The organism is Mucilaginibacter aquaedulcis, from assembly GCF_030409325.1.
Taxonomy (GTDB): domain Bacteria; phylum Bacteroidota; class Bacteroidia; order Sphingobacteriales; family Sphingobacteriaceae; genus Mucilaginibacter; species Mucilaginibacter aquaedulcis.
The window spans coordinates 213,503-235,862 of the sequence record NZ_JAUFPR010000001.1 but is presented as its reverse complement, the minus strand read 5'-3'; the positions used below and the strand labels follow the sequence as shown (position 1 = coordinate 235,862).

The window sequence follows — 22,360 nt, the reverse complement described above, 5'->3', positions numbered from 1 at the left end:
AAACATGTTACAAAAGATAAATAATAAGCTTAAAGTGCTTGTTTTAAAAAACAGGGAAGCCCTTGGCAAAACTGCTGCGGAAATGGTAAGCAGCAAAATAAAACAATTACTGGTTACAAAGCCTGCCATAAACATCATATTCGCAGCGGCGCCATCTCAAAACGAATTTTTGAGTACACTGATTGCTGATGAAACCATTGAGTGGCCAAAAATAAATGCTTTTCATATGGATGAGTATTTGGGTTTACCTGACAATGCTCCGCAATTATTCAGCAGTTTTTTGAAGAAAAGCATATTTTTCCGCGTTCCGTTCAGGAGTGTAAACTGTATAAATGGTAACCCGGAAAACCCTGCTGAAGAATGTGCACGCTATGCCGCGCTATTGAAAAAATACCCGGCAGATATTGTATGTATGGGGATAGGGGAAAACACACACATTGCCTTTAATGATCCGCATGTAGCAAATTTTAATGATCCGGAACTGGTTAAAACAGTTACCCTTGACCTGGCTTGCAGGCAGCAGCAGGTAAACGATGGTTGTTTTGCTACCCTGCAGGATGTACCGCAGCATGCCATTACTTTAACGGTTCCAGCGTTAATGCGTGCTTCGCATTTGTTTTGCATGGTGCCAGGCCTTAATAAGGCAGAAGCAATTAATTACACATTAAATGAACCCGTTTCTGAAAGATACCCTTCAACCATATTAAAAACTCATTCCGACGCTGTACTGTTTGTGGATGAAGACAGCTATAGTAAGGTAGAATAGCATACCATTATATCCAGAAAAAAGGAAGGTAATTATGCCTTCCTTTTTTTGTTTAAACCAATTTTAATGTCGCTAATGATTGTTATTCCGCTGTAAAAGTTAACTACTGCTGCTGTTAGCATGTGTTTGATTTTGATTTTATTCTATTTCCTGAAAATAAATTTGGATAATGACAATAACTAATTATATTTGTTAAACGTGTACGTACACGTTTAAATTGTATACGTACACGTATTGTGATTTCGGTTTTGAGCGCCGGTTGAAAAGTGTTGTGAATTGTCTGAAGGTACTGCGCTAAAACTGGCAGATGAGTGAGGGTGACAATTGGCTTATTAATGATATCCACCAAGAAAATATCTGATACTAATTAATAACACACTCAAACTTTGAATTATGATCAAACAACGACCTCCAGGTGTATTTACAAAGAAACCCGGCGTAGCAGGCAGCTTAATTGCCTCTTTAAGCCGTTATCTTTTTTTACCGCAATTAGCAGGCTTATTTTTTAATAAGCGCATTGTTATGCTATTATGCTGGCTGCTATTATTTAGCGTTCACTCCCAGGCGCAAACCAAAACGCTTACCGGCAAAATAGTTGATAACAACACCAATGAACCGGTTCCCGGTGCATCCGTAAGAGTTAAAAATACCAGTAACGGTACCATGACCGATGCCCAGGGAATGTTTAAGCTTAACGTTGCTAACAATGCCATTATTGAAATAACCAGTATAGGCTATCAGCCCATTGAAATTAAGGCAGATGGTAATAAGCCATTGCAGATAAAGCTGAGTTCTTTAAACAGAGCCCTTACCGAAGTTGTTGTTGTTGGGTATGGTACAGCCAAACGATCAGATGTAACCGGTTCTGTTTCATCATTATCAAAAGAAAGGCTTACCCAGTTGCCCGTTGGCGATGTTTTACAGGCTATGCAGGGTGCTGTGGCAGGTGTAAATATTACCACAGGTACGGCTGTGCCGGGCCAGTCGCCTTCAGTATTGGTGCGAGGGGTAAATTCCATCAACGGGCAAACATCGCCCTTGATCGTTATTGATGGTATCCCGTTTGAAAATGCCAGCTTAAGTGACATCAGCACCACAGATGTGGCCTCGGTTGATGTATTGAAAGATGTATCGGCCACTGCTATATATGGTACTCGTGGTGCAAATGGTGTAATCCTGATCACCACCAAACGCGGTAAAAGCGGTAAGGCTGCCATAACTTTTAATACTTACGCAGGTTATGAGAATTTTGCCCACACCTTTAAACCTATGGGCCCTGCGGAATACGTACAAAAATATGCCGACTGGAAACAGCAGGCCGGGGTTACTAACGATTTCGTAGTGCCTAATCTTTACGAGCAGCAAAACTATAATGCCGGCATTACTACCGATTGGCTTAAAAAGATTCAACAGCAAGGCTTTATACAGGATCATACCCTAAGCATTTCGGGCGGTAATGAGGATGTGAAATATTATGTATCCGGTGATTATTTTAGTGAGAAGGGAGTGATTAAAGGCTATCAGAATAAACGCGGCAGCATCCGCTCGAACATTGATGCCAAAATCACCAATTATTTAAGCGCTGGTTTAAACTTAAACCTGGTATCGAATAATTCTGACGGAGGCCGGGCAAATTTGACCCAGGCATTGGCAGTAAGTCCATACGGCAGATTTAAAAACCCCGACGGCACTTACGCAATTTTCCCCATGGAAGGGGAGCAGGCCATACAAAGCCCCATGCTGGGTTTGCTGAATGACAGAAACGACAGACGACAAAATATCATAGCCAACATTTATGCTGAGTTAAAACCATTTAAAGATTTTAAATACCGCATTAATGCAGGTTATACTTACACGCCAACACTTTTTCAAAATTACCAGGGCAGGCTTGCCGGTGACATAGCAGGTGGCACAGCTACCATAACCAATAGTGAACGTAAAAGATGGATAGTAGAGAATATTTTATCGTACGAGAAAAACTGGAACAAAAGCCATCTGGATGTAACAGGTTTATACAGCGCGCAAGAAAACAAACAATTTAATTCCTCAACCTTGGCGTCGGGCTTTATTAACGACGCATTGGATTTTAATAATTTGCAGGGAGCAAGCACCGTTTCGGCCGAATCTGAAGCCATTACTACCCAAATGGTATCGCAAATGCTGCGGGTTAATTACAATTACGATAGCCGGTACCTCATAACAGCAACGGCCAGGAGAGATGGCTATTCTGCGTTTGGGGCAAATACCAATAAATATGGCTTATTCCCTTCTGTAGCGCTCGGTTGGAATATCACTAACGAGGATTTTATGCACAAGGTAAGTTTTATAAATAATCTGAAGTTGCGTGGCTCTTATGGTTTATCGGGAAATCAATCGGCCGTTATTCCAAATTCAACTATCTCTACATTTACAACTATATCTATCCCATCAAACGGCAGACCTACAACCGGTGTAATAGCCGATGTTTTAGGTAATAGCGATTTGAAGTGGGAAAGTACCTACGGCAGTAATATTGGTGTTGATTTCGCGATCCTGAACAACCGTGTAACCGGTACTATTGAAACCTATAACACACGTACCAAAGATCTGGTATTATACCGTGCTCTGCCCTCGGCTACAGGTTATTCGCAGGTAGTTACCAATATTGGCAAGGTATCTAACAAAGGATTGGAAATATCACTCAAAACCCAAAATATAGTTGGGCAGAATTTTAAATGGGAAACCAACCTTAATTTTTCAACCAATAAAAACAAGATCATTGATCTGTATGGCGATAAAAAAGATGACCGGGGCAATCGTTTCTTTATTGGTCAACCCGTTTATGTTGTGTATGATTATAAGCAAACCGGTGTTTGGAAAGTTGGTGAAAATCCGGCAAATCAAGACCCTAATGCTACTCCGGGTGACCTAAAATTTGCCGATCTGGATGGTAACGGAATGATCACATCAGACGGAAAAGATCAAACCATAATTGGACAGCAACTCCCCAAGTGGACAGGTGGTATAACCAATACCTTTCGTTACAAAAACTTTCAGCTCAATGTTTTTATACAAACCGTACAAGGTGTAACAAAAAATAATGAAGCCATTGATTTTATTGATATGGGCGGCCGGCAAAACCTGCCAAGTGGTTTAGGTTACTGGACCGAGGCTAATCAAAGTAACATAAGACCAAAGCTAACCTATGTTAATTATTTGAATTATGGCTACCCGGAAAATGCCAGTTTTACCAGGATAAAAGATGTAACGCTAAGCTATACGGTGGGTAAAGAGTTACTAAGCAGGTTAAAAATTGCAGGCCTTTCTTTTTATGCAAGTGGCCGCAACCTGGCAACATTTACCAAATGGCATGGCTGGGACCCTGAAGTAGCTTACAATGCCACAGGAAACACCGAAGTTAACTATCCGTTGGTACGCACAATTATCATTGGCGCCAACATCACACTCCGCTAATACGACAAAAAATGAAACGTTATAAAATATTATCAGTAATTGTATTGCTGGCTGTTTTTGTGCTGCCGGCATGCAAAAAAGACTTTTTAAACGAAAAGGTTTATTCAAAATTTACTCCCGAGGCTTTAAATGATTCATTGGCTTTTGAAGCCGGTATTGTTGGCTTGCAAAGCCAGTATTCGCTCTGGAACACGATGAACGAGAATAACAATGGCAACCAGGGCTTTTTGTGCGTTTGGCAAATGGGGACCGATGTAGCCTATAACAAAGCGCCTGACGATCTCGACCCGATGTCTATCCCTTACACTAATTATGAAAAGTTAAACTCTGCCGATGTTTCTTCAGAATTTGTCTGGAAATGGGCGTACAACATTATCAATAACGCCAATGTTGTTATTGTTAATATTGATAAATCAACTGTACCGATGAGTGCCCGATTCAGGAATAAAATAAAGGCCCAGGCCATGTTTTATCGTGCATTGGGGTATAATTACCTGGCAACTTTGTATGGTGGCGTTCCGCTTATCACGGAACCGCTTTCGGCACCCAAAACTGATTTTACGCGGGCTTCATTAAATGATGTAAATAATTTGATCGTTGCCGATCTTACATTCGCTAAAACCAATGCCCCTTCAATAGACGAGTTGGAAGCAAAATCACTTCCTAATAAATCCATGGCCTCGCAATTATTGGCAGAGGCTTATTTAAGAATAGGAGGCAAGGATGCCGATGCCGAAGCCGAGTGCGATGCCATTATTAACAGCGGTCAGTTTAGCCTCATCACCAACCGCTATGGTGTTAAAGCCACGCAGCCGGGCGATCCCTTTGCCGATATGTTTATTTTTGGTAATCAGCGGCGTACCCAGGGAAATACCGAAGCCATCTGGGTAGAAGAAACAGAAAATCCTGCTTCTGTACCAAACGGTGCCGGCCCCGATCTGCAATCAAAATTTCCGGGTTACAGGTTTACAGGCTCACAGCACCGCCGCGCCTGGGGCAGCAGGTATTACAATACTCCGGGAATGCTTTTGTGCGATACCCTGGGTGGCCGCGGAATTAGCCGGATGGCATTAACCTATTATGTTTTAAATTTATACACCGCTAATGATATGCGTAATTCCCAGTACAACCTGCGCCGAAAATATTATTACAATGATCCCTCATCACCGCAGTATGGTCAATTGGTGTTGCCGGGTGATGGCATTGATACCAACAGGAATATTGTGCCGAAAATAAATAAGTGGGATCAGTTTGATCCGAATGATACCTTCGGCAGCAGCATGATCAAAGATTTTATCATCATGCGCCTTGGCGAAACCTATTTGCTAAAAGCCGAGGCCCAGTTTAAACAAGGTAACACGCAAGGAGCTGCAAACAGTATCAACGTTTTACGTGCCCGGGCGCATGCGGCAATGGTATCATCGGGAGATATCAACCTGGACTTTATTTTAGATGAACGGGTTCGTGAATTGATTGGCGAGGAAAACCGCCGCATGACCCTGATGCGTACCGGCACATTATTAAAAAGAGTAGTTGGCAGGGGCCAAAAGATCACTGGTTTAACGGTAAGGAACACCTTGTTACCTATCCCGCAATCAGAGATTGACCTGAATAAGGATGCTAAACTGGAACAAAATCCGGGCTATTAGCATTGGGACAAAAAATTAAGTATTATTGTAATCGTGTGCGTACACGTATATTAAACCTGCCCGGGCTGTGAATGCAGTAGCGGGCATATAAAAACTATTTATGAAAGCTTACTTACAAAGAGGCATATTGTTATTGATGCTGATCACGGGTCTGCGCTTTTCGGCTTCGGCCAATTGTGCTGATACCACAGATTCGGTACAGGTAAAGGGTTTCCATCTTGATATGCGTATCCAGGTAATGAAAATGCCCGCATTGAAAAAATTTGTGGCCAACCTGGGTAGTAAAGGTATAAACACCATTATTATGGAATGGGAGGGTAGCTATCCGTTTATAAAAGAACCTTTAATTTCTAACAGGCATGCCTACTCACGTGCAGAGGTTACCGAATTTATTGATTACTGCAAATCATTGCATATACAAGTGATCCCGTTACAGCAGAGTTTTGGACACGTAGAGTATATTTTGCGTAATTATAAATATGCCGCCTTGCGCGAGGATCAGAAAGATTTTAGCCAGGTATGTCCAAGCGAACCTGAGTTAAACAAAAAGTTGTTCACCACGCTATATGCAGAATTGATAGCCACCCATAACTCGCCCTATATACATATTGGTGGCGATGAAACTTACCTGCTTGGGCATTGCGAAAAATGTAAAAAGCGTGCAGCCGAAATAGGGTTGTCGCGGTTGTACTTTGATCATATTAAAATGCTTTGCGATATTGTAGTGAGCATGGGTAAAAGACCGATTGTATGGGCAGATATAGCTTTGAAGTATCCGGATTATATTAACCTGCTGCCTAAGCAAACCATTTTTATTGACTGGAATTACGGATGGGATGTAAACCGCTTTGGCGATCATACCAAGCTATTAAAATCCGGATATGAAATTTGGGGCTCACCCGCTATAAGGAGCCATCCGGATAACTATTTTTTAACCGATTGGCAAAAGCATTTCAAAAATATCAGGGATTTTATTCCACTGTCGCGCAAACTGAATTATAAGGGAATTGTAATGACATCTTGGTCAACATCGGGCGTTTATTCGTCATTGTTTGAGTCTGAGGACGAGCTGATAGATCTGTTTGCCATACGGCATGTTTACCCGTTAAGCGGCTTTGATATTTTGGTTGATTACTACCTTCAAACGCTTAATACGGCTAAAGCATCAACAATTGATAACTTTATTGAAAGCTACTGCAACAGCCATTATGGATTGAATAAAGATAAAGCCGCCCTGTTTAAAAAAGCACTTTTTGCAGCACCATTCAGTGTTGAACATGGTAAGGTATCATCGGCTCAACAATTGTCTGTTGCTGATCTGTTAGATAGCGCCGCCAACTCGCTGCAGATACTAAAATCCCTGCAGCCGGTAAAAGGTCAGCAAGCATTCAGGCACTACATTTTGATGGCCGAAATAAGGGTTTATTATTTAACATATATGAAGATTGAGGCTGAAGTTAACGCGCCATCTTTTACAGCAGATCAAACGCAGGAATATGCCGCGAAATTAAAGGAACTGTTGCTGAACGAACAAAGGCTGAGTGATGAATTTACGGCACTCAATAGTGATTTTCTTTACCCGGCATCTATTGCGGAAGAAAACACATTGCGCAGCCAAAAAATACATGTTTTATATGACCGGTTAGCGAAAATAAAATGACGCTTCTAAATATTCCGTTTGTGCCGCAAAATAAACATGCCATTGAAAAGACAGCGCTAAACAACATAACGCATGAGCCATGGGGCACCGTCAATCAGTTATCCTGCTCGGCAGCGTTTGCCATATCGCATTTTGACACGGGGATTCATCTTCGGTTCTCGGTAACGGAGCCGTTTTTGCGGGCACGAAAAAGAAAGATCAACGGCGAGGTGCACAAAGATAATTGTGTTGAGTTTTTTATAGCTTTTGGCGGTGATGGCAGTTATTATAACTTTGAGTTTAATTGCTTAGGTTCGGTAAAGGCAGCATATGGCAAAAACCGGCTGCACCGTAAATTTATTCCGGCAGATGTTTTAAAGAATGTGGTTGATAGCAGTATTATTCATATCAATAACCGGCAGGCAGCCGGTGCCGTAAAATGGGATATAGCGGTTGTGCTGCCCCTATCGGTATTTTGCTATAGTAACAAAAGCTCATTAAGCGGTCAGGAGTGTGCCGTTAATTTTGCCAAGTGCGGCGACAGCCTGCCCAAACCTCATTTTTTGAGCTGGGTACAATTACATTCGGAAAAACCCGATTTTCATCAGCCGGCATCATTCGGCAAAGTGAAGTTCGCTCCAATACCTGATAATCTATAATTATGAAGAGATATCTTTTAGTGCTTGCCCTTTCCGTATTTTGCAATGCTTTAAATGCGCAAAATTTAAACCTTATTCCTTATCCGCAACAAGTTACCATGCTTAAAACTACTTTGCGGATAAAACCAGGAAGTTTGTTTTATACCAGTAATAGCAGGTATAAAAATGACGTACTTTATCTAAATAGCCAGCTTGGTTTAACAGGGAAGGGCCGGCAGGAAATAAAGATATTGATCAATACGGATGTTGACGGTTCAGGTGCGTATAGGTTAAGTACTGCATCCAACAAAATAACAATTACAGCGGCCGACAGGGCAGGAGTCTTTAACGGGATTATTACACTGCTACAACTTTGCCGTGCGGCAAATGCAGAAGGCACAGGTTTGGTACTGCCCGGCGTGGCTATTACTGATAAGCCCCGATACCAGTGGAGAGGTTTTATGCTTGATGAGTCGCGGCACTTTTTTGGAGTGGCGGCAGTTAAAAATATCCTTAACTGGATGGCTTTTTATAAGCTTAACCGTTTCCACTGGCATTTAACTGATGCGCAGGGCTGGCGTTTGGAAATTAAAAAATATCCCCTTCTCACAAAGGTGGGCGGGGTTGGTAATTTTACAGACTCTGCTGCTTCGGCGCTTTATTATACTCAAAAAGAGATAAAGGATATTGTAGCATACGCCAAACGTCGTAACATTGAGGTGATACCCGAAATAGATATGCCAGGACACGCAACGGCAGCTAACCATGCCTATCCGCAATACTCTGGCGGTAAAGTGAAAAATTATGATGATTTTACGTTTAACCCCGGTAAAGAGGATACTTATCAGTTTATATCGAATATTTTAAAAGAGCTTAAGGTACTATTCCCCGATGGCCGAATACACATAGGCGGCGATGAAGTAGCGCTCGGTATAAAAGCCTGGGATAATAACCCCGATGTTAAAAGGCTGATGACAGAAAAGGGCTATACAGACCACCAACAGGCCGAAGCTTATTTTTTGAGGCGAATTGCTGATTCTGTTATCAAACTCCATGATAAGGTAATGTGCTGGGATGAGGCGGTTGCAGCCAATTTACCGGTAAATAATGTGATCGTTAACTGGTGGCGCCAGAATAAACCTGAGGTGCTTAAAGAAGCTATTACAAAGGGTTATCCAATTATACTATCGCCAAGATTACCTATGTATTTTGATTTTGTGCAGGACAGTATACACCTATCCGGCCGTAAATGGGACGGGCGTTATAATACCTACCTGGATATTTATCATTTTCCGGAAAATGACTTAACAGCCGATGTTTACCAAAGTAAAAATATAATAGGGGTACAAGCTAACCTTTGGACAGAAACCGTGGCGACACGAAAAAGACTTGATTACCTGCTTTTCCCACGCATGGCGGCACTGGCCGAAGCGGGCTGGGTTCAGCAGGCGACGAAAAATGATGACCTGTTCAAAGCCCGTTTAAAAACACATTTAGGCTATTACAAGGATGCCGGAATCTATTATTATGATCCGTTTAACCCGGATCTCCATAAAGAGGCTATAGATATAGCACCAAAACCTGAGGTAACAGATTAGCTGTTATAGAATTGATAATTTTCTTTGGTGATGATGTCAATAGGCATATAAACAGATTTTTCTACCTCACTTATTTTAAAGAGGTGCTTATACAGTGCCATGATACCCAGATAGCCCTGTTCTTTAGGCCGCTGGCATATTAAAAAAGTTATCTGCCCGCTTACAAGGTAATTGATATTCTTTTTCAAGAAATCATAACCTATGAGCAAAATATCATCGCGTTTGCGTTTTTTTAATATTTCGGCAATGATGTTGACCCGCGAGTTGGTTACAAAGATGGCCTTGATCTCCGGTTGGTTACCCAGCATCTCCATCAAAGCCTTTTCTACAGCAGCAACCTTGGTTTCATTTATATTTAAGGTGAGTATTTCGGTAGGTTTGCCGGCATCTTCAAAGAATTTTTTAAAGCCATGTTCCTTCCGTAACAGGTGATGATCGTTCTTTAAATCGCTTGATATATTTATGGCCAGCACTTTATCATTTTGCTGGATAGTAAAATTAATCAGTTGTGCTGCCAGCCTTCCGCTCTGGTACAGATCGGGGCCAATGTAGGTTAGGTTGTTTTGATTGGGCAGATCAGAATTGATGAAAGCGAGCGGTATATCAAGTTCTTGTATCTTTTGCGCCAGCGTAATTGATTCTTCCACAAATGATGGTGCTATGAGTACTGCATGAGGCTCATGCTTAAGCATTTCTTCGGCCGATAGCTTAAAGCTTTCTACAGAGTCCAGATCATAAAAATAGCTCTTAACGGTAACCCCGAATTGTTTTATTTCTGTCGCAGCTTGTTTAATACCATTTAGCGGATAGCTCCAGTAATCTGTTTCGGTAGAAACAGCAGGTATCAACACGGCAAAATTCAGTATTTTACGGGAAGCTAACAGGCTTGCCATTTTATTAGGTTGAAAATCAAGTTCTTCAATAATCAACTTGATCTTTTGCCTGGTTTCATCAGATACTCCCTTGCGGTTGTGTATAACCCTATCCACAGTACCAATAGACACGTTTGCCCTGCGGGCTATTTCTTTAACACCGGTTAGTTCAGCTCCTGTTTTCTTCATCTAAGTATGAACCAAAGATAATATATTTTACCAGCCATTTTTTAATTCCCCAAGGCATCCCTTTGTACATGTTAAACTTTTATGACTATGTTTTTCTTATAAAGTACATACATCATGAGCCAGATAAATAGTACATACGCACAGGCAAACATTAACGATGCGTTTACGGGAGAAAAGAACGGTAAAAAAATGGCCTCGTACAAAAATCTCATACCGTTGGTTTTAACGCCATTGTACGGTAGTTTGACGAAATTAATTATCCCCGGCATTATCTCCGATAAAACATAAGCGCTAATGGCATTTGTACCAAACACAACGCCAGGCCATACATACTTTTTATAACCTTTTACATCAATAAGCCAGTAAGCTGTGGTTAAGCCCAATGTACATAAACCGCCTGCATATAATACGTATGAGCTTGTCCACAGTTGTTTGTTGATGGGGAAAATTATATCGGCAAGTAATCCTAAAACAGTTGCAGCAATACCAATTAAAATTAACCGGCCGCATGTTTTGGTGCTGCTTACATTATTCTGTTTCAACAACTCAGCTATTCTGATGCCAAACAGGGTTGTGGCTATGGCTGGCCAGGTAGTTAATAAGCCTACAGGATCCCAAAGCTTAGTGTGACGGTACATGTGATCGGTAGAAAACACTGCCCGGTCTATCCAGGCTGCGAGGTTAAATTCAGGTGTAAGGTTTGGACGGTGACCATCCGGTATAGGTATATAAGTAAGCAGGAGGTAATAGGTAATCAGGATAAATATAAATAGCCAGTCGCGTACTTTCTGACTTGTTTTAAGATAAATGACCGTGCATATAAAGTAAACAACTCCTATACGCTGTAATACACCCGGAAAGCGTAAATGCGCAAAGTCAAACCGGTAAAACAAAAATATAGATAAGCCCAAAGCAATGAGGGTAAGCATACGCCTAAAGGCTCCCCGCATAATAGTGGAATGATTGGCGACATCCTGCTTTTTGGTTTCTAAAGCGTAAACGATAGATACGCCCACCATAAATAAGAAAAAAGGAAATACCAGGTCGGTAGGGGTACAGCCATGCCATTTGGAATGCTGAAGCGGTGCATAAACATGGTCATCATCACCGGGCGTGTTAACAAGTATCATCGCGGCGATAGTTAATCCCCTGAAAAAGTCGAGTGATAAAAGCCGCTTTTTTTTGCCCGGGTTATCTTGTTTCATAACCTTCATTTTTAAATCAATTGCCTGCGTAAATTATTGTATGAGCTGATCTGCTATCTTCTATAAGACCCGCACGATCAAATCGTAAGCAAAATAATAAAAATAAAGCATTTACGTGTACGTACACGTAAATAAATATTTGATATGAGAAAAACTTATTACGAGTAAAAACAGGAACCCGTTTTTTAAGAGAGTTTAAAGGGATGAAACCCTCCCGAGGCTTTGGCAATTTTGTTGCAGTCTGCCAACGGGAGGTGAGGAAGTGGAGCCTGTTAAAGAGGTTATTTACTTAACTGGTTTATCAAACAACGATACGGTGAACTGGCTGTCGCCGTCGGTTTCACTTTGGTTAGTATAAGGCGAGAATGTGCGGACAGATAATTCATTGTTTTTCACCGAGAATTTGTACAAACGCATTAAACCGTTCCCGCCGTTGGGACGGCTTTGATAATCATTTAAAAAGGCTTTAATGGTATGTCCCTTAAATGTTTCGGCGCGATAACCTTCACCATTATCACCAACGTGACCGCAAAGCATCATAAACAGGTTGGTATTATCTTTCAGAGCCTCGTAAATAGCCTTGCCTTCTGCGTTGAATGGTGCCTGCGGCGTAAGTGACCCGGCTACCGGAGCAAAGTGCAGAATTGAATGGCTCACCACAATGGCTTTGCGTGATGCATTCTTTTTAAGCACATCGTTTGCCCAGCTGTATAGTTTAGTCTGGTCTTCATTGTGCGAATCAAACTCCAGAAACAACACTATAAAATCTACGTTGCCGGCGGTAAACAAATCATAATGACTGTCGTTGTTATTTCCGTAATGGCCACCATAGTAGGGGCGACCTTCAAAATGCGGAACGCCAAAATATTTATTGTACCCATTAGTAGTACCGCTAACAGGGTGTTGCGCCGGAAACTGATCGTGGTTGCCCACACTTAATCCGTAAGGAATGCTTACCGGATTTTCTAATCCATACAATGCGGTTTTGGCCAAATACCATTCCGATCTGTTTGTTACCGGGTTATCTCCATGTTCTGTAATATCGCCCATGTGCGCCACGTAAGCGATGTTTTCTTTCTGCTGGTTCTTTTGTATCCACTCAATTTGTGCTTTAAACATCTCAAAGTTACCGCCAAGCTGAGCCTGTGCCAGGTAATATTGAGTATCAGGTAATACTGCTATGCAAAAATCGCCAGGCTTAACTACGGCCGCAATACCGGGTGTATTCAAAACGGTATCAACCCAGGTTGAAGCTTTTGCCGTTGTTTGATTGCCGAGAGAAAGCATGCCTGTAGCCAGTGATGCTAATGCTATATTTTTAAATGATGTTGCCATTTTAAATTTTAAAGTGAAATAAATACCCCGTTACTTTTTTAGGCAACGGGGTATAATAAGTTTTATTAATAACCGGGGTTTTGTGTAAGCTGTGTATTCAGGCCTACTTCGGCCTGCGGCAGCGGGTACAGCAATTTATCGTTGTTAACGATGTATGAATCTGGCGAGATGTAGCTGATCTGGGTTTTTAGTTTAACACCAAAAGCATTCATCACGTTAACGGCGTTACCGGTACGCACGAGGTCATGCCAGCGTTTGTTTTCAAAAGCCAGCTCAATACGGCGCTCATGCAAAATTGCATTACGCAGGGTTGTTTGATCGGCACCTGTAACAGCCGCAAGCCCGGCACGGGTACGAACTGTATTTAAAGCGTTAAGCGGCGATTTACCTTGCTCATTTTGTGCTTCGGCCAGCAACAGCAGGGCTTCCGAATAACGGTAAATAGGGAAGTCATCGGCCGAGCCTGTTATGTAAGCCGGTGTGTGCTCATATTTTTTGATATATGGCACCGCGGTTTTGCCGGTTGCCGGCCCACTGTAATTCACAACGCTTTTTACAGCCGAGTATGTAAAATAGTTGCTGCCATCATAGGTACCTTCTGCAATGCCGATAGATGCGTCGAGGCGCTTGTCGCCGGCTTCGTAACTACTGATCAGGTCCTGGGTTGGGGTATTCCAGCCGCCGGTGGTGGTATTATCAATAGCCAGGGTAGTAACTAATGATGTGTTTTTACTTCGCGGCAGAAAATGAAAGCATAACGGATTAGGCGTAGCACCTGTAAGTGAACCATCCAAAAACTGCACCTCAAACAACGACTCTTTGTTGTTTTTATTAGTTGGTGAAAAAGCATCGGCATAGTTGGCATTTAAACCGTAGCCCATGGCCGCCAAGGTATTCAATTGTGTTTCTGCATCGGCCCAGCGTTTTAATGTTACGTATACATCGGCTAATAATACAGCGGCCGAACCTTTAGTAGCAATTCCTGTTTGCGGAAATTTTGCCGGGGCTGTAAGTTCATTCACAGCGTCGGTAGCATCGGCAATAATCTGTTTGTTTACATCATCGGCAGATGAGCGCGGCAGAAAGGCATCGTTGGGAGTGGTCACCTCTTTAACAAACAGCGGCACACCGCCAAATAATCGCACCAGTTTAAAGTACATCAACGCGCGTAAAAATTTGCATTGCCCATCATAACTTTTTACCGAAGCATCAGCAATGCCCGATGCCGTTTTCAGCCTCGAGATCACAATATTTGCCCTTGATATAACCAGATAAATATTTTGCCATTCAGTAGCGGTATAGCTATCAGTTGATGGATCCATAAAGTCAGACAGCTTTTCGCGATCTGTATAAGCTGTACCTCTGTTATTTAAAAACGACTGATAGATAGTATTATCAGAACGCATTTCCGAAAACAGGTAGTCTGTAGTTACTACATCGCGCAGGGCTGAATACGTGGCTGTAACCGCTTGCCCAAACTGTGCGTCAGTTTGAAAATAATTCTGATCGCTGTATGAGGATTTGGGTGCTAAATCAATGAAGCTTTTTTTGCATGAGGCCGCCGTTAGCGATAATAGCCCCATCAAAATATATATCTTTTTCATATTACTCTTTTTAAATTTTGCTTTCGGTTTATTTTAATGAGGCTGAAACGCCAATTGAGAAGGTTCTTGGGATAGGATAGGCATTTTCATCTACGCCAATACCTAAAGTTGGGTCCTGTCCGCTAAAGTTTATTTCAGGGTTCATGCCGGAGTAACCGGTAAATACAAAGGCCTGTTGTACCGAGCCATAAACACGAAGTGATTTAAAGGCAAAATTATTTTTGAACGGTAGCGTATATCCCAGCGAAATATTTTTTATAGCGAAGTAGGAACCGCTTTCGAGCCATTGGGTGTTTACATCACGACCGAGCGCTGTTGTACCGGTTTTAGTACGCGGATAAATGCCCGACCCCGGATTATCGGCAGAACGCCAGTGATCAAGCGCAGCAGCCAATGGTACACGCGAACCATCCATGTTGGTTTGGTACGCCCATTTTGCTGCATTAAGAATCTGGCTACCTACCGAAAATGAGGTGTGGATACTCAGATCAAACCTTTTATAAGTAAAATGGTTGGTAAAACCACCGGTAAAGGTAGGAGTAGGGTCACCTATAAAGGTACGGTCATTAACATCGTCAATAACACCGTCGCCGTTGATGTCTTTAACCTTGATAGTTCCTATATCTGATACACCGTTAGGAGAGGTAGGGGTAGCCTGGTATTTTGCAGAAGCGGCCAGGTCGGCGGCATCTTTATACAAGCCCTCATATACAAACCCATAAAACTCGCCTAAATGGTGGCCAACCTGTTGCCTGTAGTAATCAGAGCTTACTGTATTGTTGCGGCGGATGTAGCCAGGTGATACCAGGCTCTTGATCAGGTTACGGTCAAACGATATATTAAAGGAACTATTCCATTTAAAATCACGATTGTTAATGTTCACCGTATTGATGGTGATTTCATGGCCCCAGAAAGCCAGTTTACCCACGTTATCATAAACTGTGGTATAGCCAGATGAGGTAGGCAACGGTCTGGCTTGTATCAGGTGGTCAGAAATTTTGTGGTAATAGTCATAAGTAAGGCTGATCCTGTTTTTCAGCAGGCTCAGATCAAAACCCATATCAAATTGTATACTGCGTTCCCATTGCAAATTAGGATTACCCAAATTGCTGAGTGTAGTGCCCTGGGTAATGGTATTATTATAATCGTAATAGTAATTTGAAGTGGTTGATTGGGCTACATAATTGCTTGAAAAGAAATTATTACCCGTTACGCCATAACTGGCACGGATTTTAAACAGGTCAACATTTTTAAAACGTTCCATAAAATTTTCGTCGCTCACAACCCATCCTGCTGATACCGAAGGGAAATTACCATATCTGGAATTTGCACCAAACCTGGAAGAACCATCGTTACGGAAAGCACCCTGTAACAGGTATTTACCTTTATAATCATAATTGATACGCCCGATAACCGATAATAACGAATAGGCTGTATAGCTGCTGTTGCCGGTTACACTTGTTGCCGCTGTGAGGTACGGAATATCGTCATTAGGGAAACCCAGTCCGGTTAGCGTGTTAGAGTTTGATGTATACTTCTGAACAGAATAGCCGCCTAATATTTCGAGGTGATGATCCTGATGCAAAGTTTTTTTATAATTCATGTACCCTTCGGCTGTATAAGAGCCGTTATCTACAGAGCTGCTGGTACCTGTAGGGTTGTTAACGGTAGAGCTTACAATACCCGACTGGAAATAATTACGGGTTTCGCCGCCTTTATCAACCCCTACGTTTACTTTTAGTATCAGGTCTTTGATAACCTCGTAATTAAGGTAGCCGTTTCCAAGTATGCGTGTGGTTTTGTAATCATCATTGGTTAGCTTAAACTGAGCCAGTGGGTTGATATAGGCAACCATGCCCGGCGAGCTCACATTACGCTGATAAGAACCATCAGGATTAAAAGGAGAGATCAGTGGGCTGGCCTCGAAAATACGCTCAAATAAGCCACCTACACCATCGGTTCCTAAACGATTATTATGATCTAAGCGGTAACTCGGCGCCAGGTTAAAGCCAACCTTTAGCTTACCATTGGCTACGGTAAGGTCTTTATTGAAACGACCTGAAAATAAGCGGGTACCAGTATTTATTAAAACACCCTGCTGATCCTGGTAACTTATAATGGCCGTTGAAGATGATTTTTCGGTAGCAGACTGAATAGTTACATCATAATTCTGGATAGGAGCCGAGCGCGTAAGCAGCTTATACCAGTTGGTACCGGTGCCATAGCTTGAAGGTTCTACATCAAGGTAAGCGGCCTTATAATCATTGGCGATGCTGTAGTTTTTTTCATATAATAAACCATCCTGCGCGCGTTCCCTCATGAACTCGGCAAATTGCTCGGCGTTCATCACCTTCGGAACCTTGTTGCCAGGCAAAACCTGTACGCCATAGTTGGCATTAAACTCTACAGAAGTACCAGCTCCTGGCTTGGCGTGGCGCGTTGTAATTAATATTACCCCGTTAGATGCCCTTGAACCATATAAGGCCGTGGCCGAAGCATCTTTCAGGATACTGAAGCTCTCAATTTCATCTGGATTAATATTGTTGATGCTCCCGGTTATGGGCATTCCGTCAATTACAAAAAGCGGTTGGTTATCTGTAAAAAACGATGCTGCGCCACGGATGCGAAAATCAATTCCTCTTCCTGGTTGTCCTGAGCTTTGTACAACTGATACGCCGGCTACCTTTCCTTCCAGCTGTTGTGCAAATTGTACTACCGGCATATCTCTTAAAGAGGCCGCGCTTAACTCGGCAATTGAACCGGTTATTTCTTTTGAACGCTGCTTACCGTAGCTTACTGTAACCTCTTTAAGCAAACTGCCACCTGAAAGGTTAACATTAACTGTATGAATTTTACCGGTAATAACGTTTACGTTTTTGGTTTCATTTTTGGTATATCCAACAAAGGTTACTTCAACTGTGTAAGTACCTTCAGGAACGGTAAGGGTGTAGTTACCTTCATTATCAGTTACCGTGCCTGTACCTGTACCGGCAATTTTTACTGAGGCTCCGGGCAGTGGCGCACCGGTTTCATCAACTACGTGCCCGGTTATTTTGCCCGAGCCTTGTTTAAACAGTAAAATGTTGCCTGCTTCTTCTTTAAAGCCAATGCCCGAGGATCTTAAAACCTGGGTAAGCACAATTTCAAGCGGTTCATTGGTAAAAGTGGCGGGTTTTACATAAATGTTTTTTAACCCAAGGTAGGCTTCATCGTAGGCAAATATCAAGTTGGATTTACTTTCCAGCCTTTTAATTACTGTTGACAGGTTTTCGTTACCAACCGACATATTTACAGGGCTGCTAAGGCCCTGGGCCTTAACCTTAGCTGCCTCTACATGCAGCAGCCCAATAGTGAGCAGGATACTAAATGCTAAAATAGTAGTTCGCATAAATTGCTTCCATAACAGTGTATAGAAATTCATATTTTTGATTGCTTTGTAAGTGTGAATATTTGCTGAGCATTGCAAGCCCGGATTGCAGTCCGTTGGTTTGCAAAAATTATTATACGGCTCTGTATTGACGTACAGGGCCGTTTGTTTCTGAGGGTTTAGTAGAGAATTACTTCCTTGCCCTCCTTTCTGAAGTGTGTGTTGTGGATTTGACCAATCACTTTCAATACCTGATTGGCCGGTAAGTTATGTTGAATACGCAAGCTAAAGAGGTAACTGTTTACATGTGAATTTCCTGGCTTAAGAGATAAGCCGAAAATATTGTTGATTACCACTGCCAGCTCCTGAAAACTGGCCTGCGACAGAGTAGTATAACCTGTTTTCCAACTTTGGGCAACATTGGCATTAACGTTTTGCTGCCGGTATTGCCCCGTAACTATGGCGTAACTTAATTGCCGACCAGGTAATAACATAGCCAGGCACTTACCGCCTTTAACCACACCCACCTTACCGGTAGCAACCGAAACCTGGATATTATTTAATTTTTGATAGGAACGTACATTGAACGAGGTGCCCAATACCTGTACATTTAATTTACCGGTATGCACCACAAACGGATGTTGCGGATCTCTTTTTACATCAAAAAAAGCCTCACCTTCAATCAGCTTTATTTCGCGCAGGTGGCCTTTAAACTCAGCCGGTACCTGGATGATACTGGCGGCATTAAGCCATACCACCGAGCTATCGGGCAGGTTAATTTGTTTAAGCCCATTTGTTGATGTACGGATGGTGTTGTAAACTGTTTGGTTTTCACCTAAAATAAGTGTTCGCCAACGGTAAAACGTAAACGATAGGCCGGCAAAAAGCAACAAGCTTGCCGCAATACGAAACACCGGCAACCTGAAAATAGCAGTTTTAACTATAACAGGTGGTTTTGCCTTAGCATATATCGCATTCCTGATGCGCTGCTTTTCCGTTTCGCTTAGATCCTGCTGTTCCTTATCTTTATAAGAGTTGTACCAGGCCTCAATTAAGGCATTCTCGGTTTCGTTTGCCTGGTTATTTGAGTACGCGGTTAGTTTTTTTCTAAATTTATCAATATCCATATCTCGGGTTACCAGCATTAAGTCGCTGAAAACGTCGCGAGGTACTTATAATTAATATGATCTTTATGTTAATTATTTGTGAAGCAAGGCCATTAACAAGGCGAGATAGGAGAGATGTTTTTCGGGATATTTTTCAACAATAACCACGCGTAATCTGCGTGTAGCTTCGGCGATATAGTTTTTAACAGTTTGGTCGGCCAAACCCAATTCGCCTGCAATGGCCTTTATCGATAAGTTATCACATCGCAGCTTGTAAACTTTTTTTAGCATTTCGGGCATGCTGTTTTCAGCCTCTTCCAGCGTTTTTTCCAGTTCAATATAATCAGCAATGGCTTCGATAGAATCTTCGAGCAGGTTGATGCGCTCCAGGGCATCCCGCATCCGGAGATCACTGGCCTGTTGCGAACGGAAGTGACCGATGACACTGAAACGCACAGCACCAAGTAGATAATTTTCAATAGAGGTGTTGATGCTAAGCTTTTCGCGGCGCTGCCAAACTTTTATAAATATCTCCTGAACAATATCCTGTGCAATTACATCATCACCCAAACGGGCCAATGCAGCTTTATAAAGTTTCTCCCAATAGCGGTCAAACAATACATCAAAAGCAGCATGATCGTTTGCTTTAATTTGTTGAAGTAAGGCTAAATCAGAAGAATGCTCCATCGACTGTGCAAAATTAAACATCCAATGTTAAGGCAAGTTTAATTCTAACGCAGTTCCGATGGCAGGCCATGTATTGCCCTTTAAACCGGAACAATTAAGTGGCAATAAAATCCATCGGTATGATTATTCATCTTCATTAAGTGAGCAATGATTAACACTAATTAAATTTTAAGTGAAACTTTTGATGTTATTGCCTGTAATATAAATAGATACCCCTTTAAAACTTGAATTATGATAATAGTTAAACTTGGTTATCAATTTCAGGAGGATATTGAAACCTACCATTTACCGCTACCAGAACAGTTTGAAACAACTGATCAGTTCATTATGAAATTTAACACGGCCAAAGAGTTTTTTCTGTATTCTATGGAACTTACCGATGTAAGGGACCGGTTAGAATTTGAGGTTATAATGAATAGGAAAGCACAAAAATTAAATAAGCTTGTGTTTTGCAAGAAACTTATAAAATGTATAGATCAAGTTAAAATTCAAACTCATTACCAAAATAACTAAGCAAAATTATCATTACGATTGGTATCAAATTTTTTGATGCTTGGGTTATAGTTGCAGCCTTGGGAAAAATACTGAGTTCGTTTAACCTTTAGATGAAGATCTAAAAAATTCATTTCTACAATTTGATGGCACCTGCAAAATGCGATCATAAAAGTTATAAATAATTATCAATAATATGGCAAAGCAACACATACTGGGTATTTTCGATTTTCGGATCACGGCAGAAAAAGTCCGGGATTTTTTGTTAAAGAATGATTTTATTCCCAATGAGATAGTGATTTACGAGATCAGAAAAGGCCAGCATTTTAATAATTCCGAAACAGATATACCTGCTGCGCCTCCTCCGGCTATTAGTAAACTGCCTGCTATTGAAGAAAAACCAACAGCCAACGAACAACATACCATGCTTAATTTTTTCAAACATATTTTTCACCTTGACGGAAGACGAACAAATAAAGATGAACACGTAGTAGCAGATAGGGACGGATATATTTTATGCGTTCATACAGATGGCGAGGAGGAAGCTACGCTTGCAAAGGAAATTTTAAAAGACAGAGGTGCTGCTTATGTTAAGGATTTTCTTGACTGAAACTTCCGTATGCTAATTTGTCTTTTTGTATTGAAATTTGTAATTAATACGAACTTAAAATTGCTTTTTATTTATTAATTTATAACCTTTGGTTAATTAAAGTAAATAAAAGTTATTTATGGAAGTCCAAAACAAACCTTATTTGAGATGTAAAAAATGTGGCTACCCCTACCATTATCCATTAAAAAAAAATGCCTCGGAGAGATTGCTGTCTTTAGTAATATCTTTTAGAAAGTTTTTTTGTGCCCGATGCCTAAAAGCAAGATTGGTTTTTATAAGTGATGAAGAATACAGTAAATATCGGAAAGTAATCTAATCTGGTTAAGGTTTTGTTACTTGTTATATGCTCAATTGCTTGAACATAAATATCTACTGTAACTTGATAGAATTTAAAGATGAAAAGTTAGTTATCAAGCTACCAAAAAATGGGTTATAGTTCAATGGCAAACTTTAATTTATGTGCAGAGTATCAATTACGTGATTTTACTTTATTGAAATAACCATTACAACTTATAGCTATAATTTTTATTTTTGGATATGAAACCTACAACCTGTCCAAAGTGTAAAAATTTTCCTGCTGAAAGAATACCACGAGGTGTCTTATTTAAAACAGTACTTTTCTGGTTACCCCTAAAAAGGTATATGTGCTACTGGTGCATGAAGAAATTTTATAAACTAAATTAGTTAAGGAATTTTACTTTTTTACAACCTCTGTGTTTATTTTAACGTATAAGAAAGCAGGGTGCTTTTTTTCATATTAATTGTGAAATTAGCGGGGTGTTAGGGTCATTACTAACACCCCATTTTTATTTAGTGACTTACCACGTAGGCTAAAAAAGGCATAAAAAAACCTTTTGTAGATTTACAAAAGGTTCTAACATTAATGTGACCTGGGAGAGGATCGAACTCTCGACCCACTGATTAAGAGTCAGTTGCTCTACCGGCTGAGCTACCAAGTCAATTTATTTTTTTCCGGGTTGCAAATAAACAAAAAAAATAGTTATTAAGGAGGCTATGAGCACATTTTTTTTCAAATGTTTCAAACCTTGTTAGATGCCTGACAAAAGTTTTCATTTATAGATATTTAACACCTATTGACAGATGCTTATCTACAATTAAAAATAAAAATCGGCAGTGTTTTTTATGTAAG

Annotated in this window: 15 protein-coding genes and 1 tRNA gene; 8 read left to right on the top strand and 8 right to left on the bottom strand. The window is 41.2% G+C overall.

The window, feature by feature from the left end; genetic code table 11:
• Window positions 1-4 precede the first annotated feature (4 nt).
• The 6 genes from QWZ01_RS00995 to QWZ01_RS00970 all read left to right on the top strand — a co-directional run bounded on the left by QWZ01_RS00995 (window position 5) and on the right by QWZ01_RS00970 (window position 9,743).
• Window positions 5-766 carry a glucosamine-6-phosphate deaminase gene (locus QWZ01_RS00995; protein WP_290321343.1) on the top strand — a complete coding sequence of 254 codons (762 nt, stop codon included), beginning with the start codon at window positions 5-7 and terminating at the stop codon, window positions 764-766.
• Between the two features lie 393 nt (window positions 767-1,159).
• A complete protein-coding gene (locus QWZ01_RS00990; RefSeq protein ID WP_290321342.1) occupies window positions 1,160-4,219 on the top strand; it encodes a SusC/RagA family TonB-linked outer membrane protein in 3,060 nt (1,019 codons plus the stop codon).
• Between the two features lie 11 nt (window positions 4,220-4,230).
• Window positions 4,231-5,868, top strand: coding sequence for a RagB/SusD family nutrient uptake outer membrane protein (locus QWZ01_RS00985; RefSeq protein ID WP_290321341.1), 1,638 nt, complete (start codon window positions 4,231-4,233; stop codon window positions 5,866-5,868).
• Window positions 5,869-5,968: 100 nt separating this feature from the next.
• The gene (locus tag QWZ01_RS00980) at window positions 5,969-7,528 is read left to right on the top strand and encodes a beta-N-acetylhexosaminidase (RefSeq protein ID WP_290321340.1); all 1,560 of its coding nucleotides are present in this window, start codon (window positions 5,969-5,971) and stop codon (window positions 7,526-7,528) included.
• A complete protein-coding gene (locus QWZ01_RS00975; RefSeq protein ID WP_290321339.1) occupies window positions 7,525-8,166 on the top strand; it encodes a carbohydrate-binding family 9-like protein in 642 nt (213 codons plus the stop codon). The genes QWZ01_RS00980 and QWZ01_RS00975 overlap by 4 nt, the downstream gene beginning before the upstream one ends.
• Before the next feature lie 2 nt (window positions 8,167-8,168).
• On the top strand, window positions 8,169-9,743 hold the full coding sequence (locus QWZ01_RS00970; RefSeq protein ID WP_290321338.1) for a beta-N-acetylhexosaminidase: 1,575 nt from the start codon (window positions 8,169-8,171) through the stop codon (window positions 9,741-9,743).
• On the opposite strand, the gene QWZ01_RS00965 is transcribed toward QWZ01_RS00970, so the two are convergent.
• The 7 genes from QWZ01_RS00965 to QWZ01_RS00935 all read right to left on the bottom strand — a co-directional run bounded on the left by QWZ01_RS00965 (window position 9,740) and on the right by QWZ01_RS00935 (window position 20,129).
• Window positions 9,740-10,804 (bottom strand): LacI family DNA-binding transcriptional regulator, encoded by a 1,065-nt coding sequence (locus tag QWZ01_RS00965; protein WP_290321337.1) that lies wholly within the window; start codon window positions 10,802-10,804, stop codon window positions 9,740-9,742. The two genes, QWZ01_RS00970 and QWZ01_RS00965, sit on opposite strands and share 4 nt — an antisense overlap.
• Before the next feature lie 71 nt (window positions 10,805-10,875).
• Complete coding sequence (locus tag QWZ01_RS00960) at window positions 10,876-12,009, bottom strand: acyltransferase family protein (RefSeq protein ID WP_290321336.1); 1,134 nt, start codon at window positions 12,007-12,009, stop codon at window positions 10,876-10,878.
• 285 nt (window positions 12,010-12,294) lie between these two features.
• Window positions 12,295-13,344 (bottom strand): metallophosphoesterase, encoded by a 1,050-nt coding sequence (locus QWZ01_RS00955; RefSeq protein ID WP_290321334.1) that lies wholly within the window; start codon window positions 13,342-13,344, stop codon window positions 12,295-12,297.
• 65 nt (window positions 13,345-13,409) lie between these two features.
• Window positions 13,410-14,948 carry a RagB/SusD family nutrient uptake outer membrane protein gene (locus tag QWZ01_RS00950; protein WP_290321333.1) on the bottom strand — a complete coding sequence of 513 codons (1,539 nt, stop codon included), beginning with the start codon at window positions 14,946-14,948 and terminating at the stop codon, window positions 13,410-13,412.
• A gap of 28 nt (window positions 14,949-14,976) precedes the next feature.
• Window positions 14,977-18,369, bottom strand: a complete 3,393-nt coding sequence (locus QWZ01_RS00945) for a SusC/RagA family TonB-linked outer membrane protein (protein ID WP_290321332.1) — start codon at window positions 18,367-18,369, stop codon at window positions 14,977-14,979.
• A gap of 125 nt (window positions 18,370-18,494) precedes the next feature.
• Window positions 18,495-19,460, bottom strand: coding sequence for a FecR family protein (locus QWZ01_RS00940; RefSeq protein WP_290321331.1), 966 nt, complete (start codon window positions 19,458-19,460; stop codon window positions 18,495-18,497).
• A 54-nt stretch (window positions 19,461-19,514) separates the two neighbouring features.
• Window positions 19,515-20,129, bottom strand: a complete 615-nt coding sequence (locus QWZ01_RS00935) for an RNA polymerase sigma factor (RefSeq protein ID WP_290321330.1) — start codon at window positions 20,127-20,129, stop codon at window positions 19,515-19,517.
• Between the two features lie 210 nt (window positions 20,130-20,339).
• Between QWZ01_RS00935 and QWZ01_RS00930 the strand changes: the two genes are divergently transcribed.
• The gene (locus tag QWZ01_RS00930; RefSeq protein WP_290321329.1) at window positions 20,340-20,621 is read left to right on the top strand and encodes a hypothetical protein; all 282 of its coding nucleotides are present in this window, start codon (window positions 20,340-20,342) and stop codon (window positions 20,619-20,621) included.
• A 175-nt stretch (window positions 20,622-20,796) separates the two neighbouring features.
• On the top strand, window positions 20,797-21,210 hold the full coding sequence (locus QWZ01_RS00925) for a hypothetical protein (RefSeq protein ID WP_290321328.1): 414 nt from the start codon (window positions 20,797-20,799) through the stop codon (window positions 21,208-21,210).
• 886 nt (window positions 21,211-22,096) lie between these two features.
• Here QWZ01_RS00925 and QWZ01_RS00920 read toward each other — a convergent pair.
• Window positions 22,097-22,169 (bottom strand) — tRNA-Lys (locus tag QWZ01_RS00920).
• Between the last annotated feature and the right edge of the window lie 191 nt (window positions 22,170-22,360).

Excerpts from the sequence above, each read along its gene's own strand:
- QWZ01_RS00935 (WP_290321330.1), bottom strand. The coding sequence starts at position 20,129 with ATGTTTAATTTTGCACAGTCGATGGAGCATTCTTCTGATTTAGCCTTA.
- QWZ01_RS00990 (WP_290321342.1), top strand. The coding sequence starts at position 1,160 with ATGATCAAACAACGACCTCCAGGTGTATTTACAAAGAAACCCGGCGTA.
- QWZ01_RS00930 (WP_290321329.1), top strand. The coding sequence starts at position 20,340 with ATGATAATAGTTAAACTTGGTTATCAATTTCAGGAGGATATTGAAACC.
- QWZ01_RS00945 (WP_290321332.1), bottom strand. The coding sequence starts at position 18,369 with ATGAATTTCTATACACTGTTATGGAAGCAATTTATGCGAACTACTATT.
- QWZ01_RS00925 (WP_290321328.1), top strand. The coding sequence starts at position 20,797 with ATGGCAAAGCAACACATACTGGGTATTTTCGATTTTCGGATCACGGCA.
- QWZ01_RS00960 (WP_290321336.1), bottom strand. The coding sequence starts at position 12,009 with ATGAAACAAGATAACCCGGGCAAAAAAAAGCGGCTTTTATCACTCGAC.
- QWZ01_RS00955 (WP_290321334.1), bottom strand. The coding sequence starts at position 13,344 with ATGGCAACATCATTTAAAAATATAGCATTAGCATCACTGGCTACAGGC.
- QWZ01_RS00985 (WP_290321341.1), top strand. The coding sequence starts at position 4,231 with ATGAAACGTTATAAAATATTATCAGTAATTGTATTGCTGGCTGTTTTT.
- QWZ01_RS00950 (WP_290321333.1), bottom strand. The coding sequence starts at position 14,948 with ATGAAAAAGATATATATTTTGATGGGGCTATTATCGCTAACGGCGGCC.
- QWZ01_RS00980 (WP_290321340.1), top strand. The coding sequence starts at position 5,969 with ATGAAAGCTTACTTACAAAGAGGCATATTGTTATTGATGCTGATCACG.
- QWZ01_RS00975 (WP_290321339.1), top strand. The coding sequence starts at position 7,525 with ATGACGCTTCTAAATATTCCGTTTGTGCCGCAAAATAAACATGCCATT.
- QWZ01_RS00940 (WP_290321331.1), bottom strand. The coding sequence starts at position 19,460 with ATGCTGGTAACCCGAGATATGGATATTGATAAATTTAGAAAAAAACTA.
- QWZ01_RS00995 (WP_290321343.1), top strand. The coding sequence starts at position 5 with ATGTTACAAAAGATAAATAATAAGCTTAAAGTGCTTGTTTTAAAAAAC.
- QWZ01_RS00970 (WP_290321338.1), top strand. The coding sequence starts at position 8,169 with ATGAAGAGATATCTTTTAGTGCTTGCCCTTTCCGTATTTTGCAATGCT.
- QWZ01_RS00965 (WP_290321337.1), bottom strand. The coding sequence starts at position 10,804 with ATGAAGAAAACAGGAGCTGAACTAACCGGTGTTAAAGAAATAGCCCGC.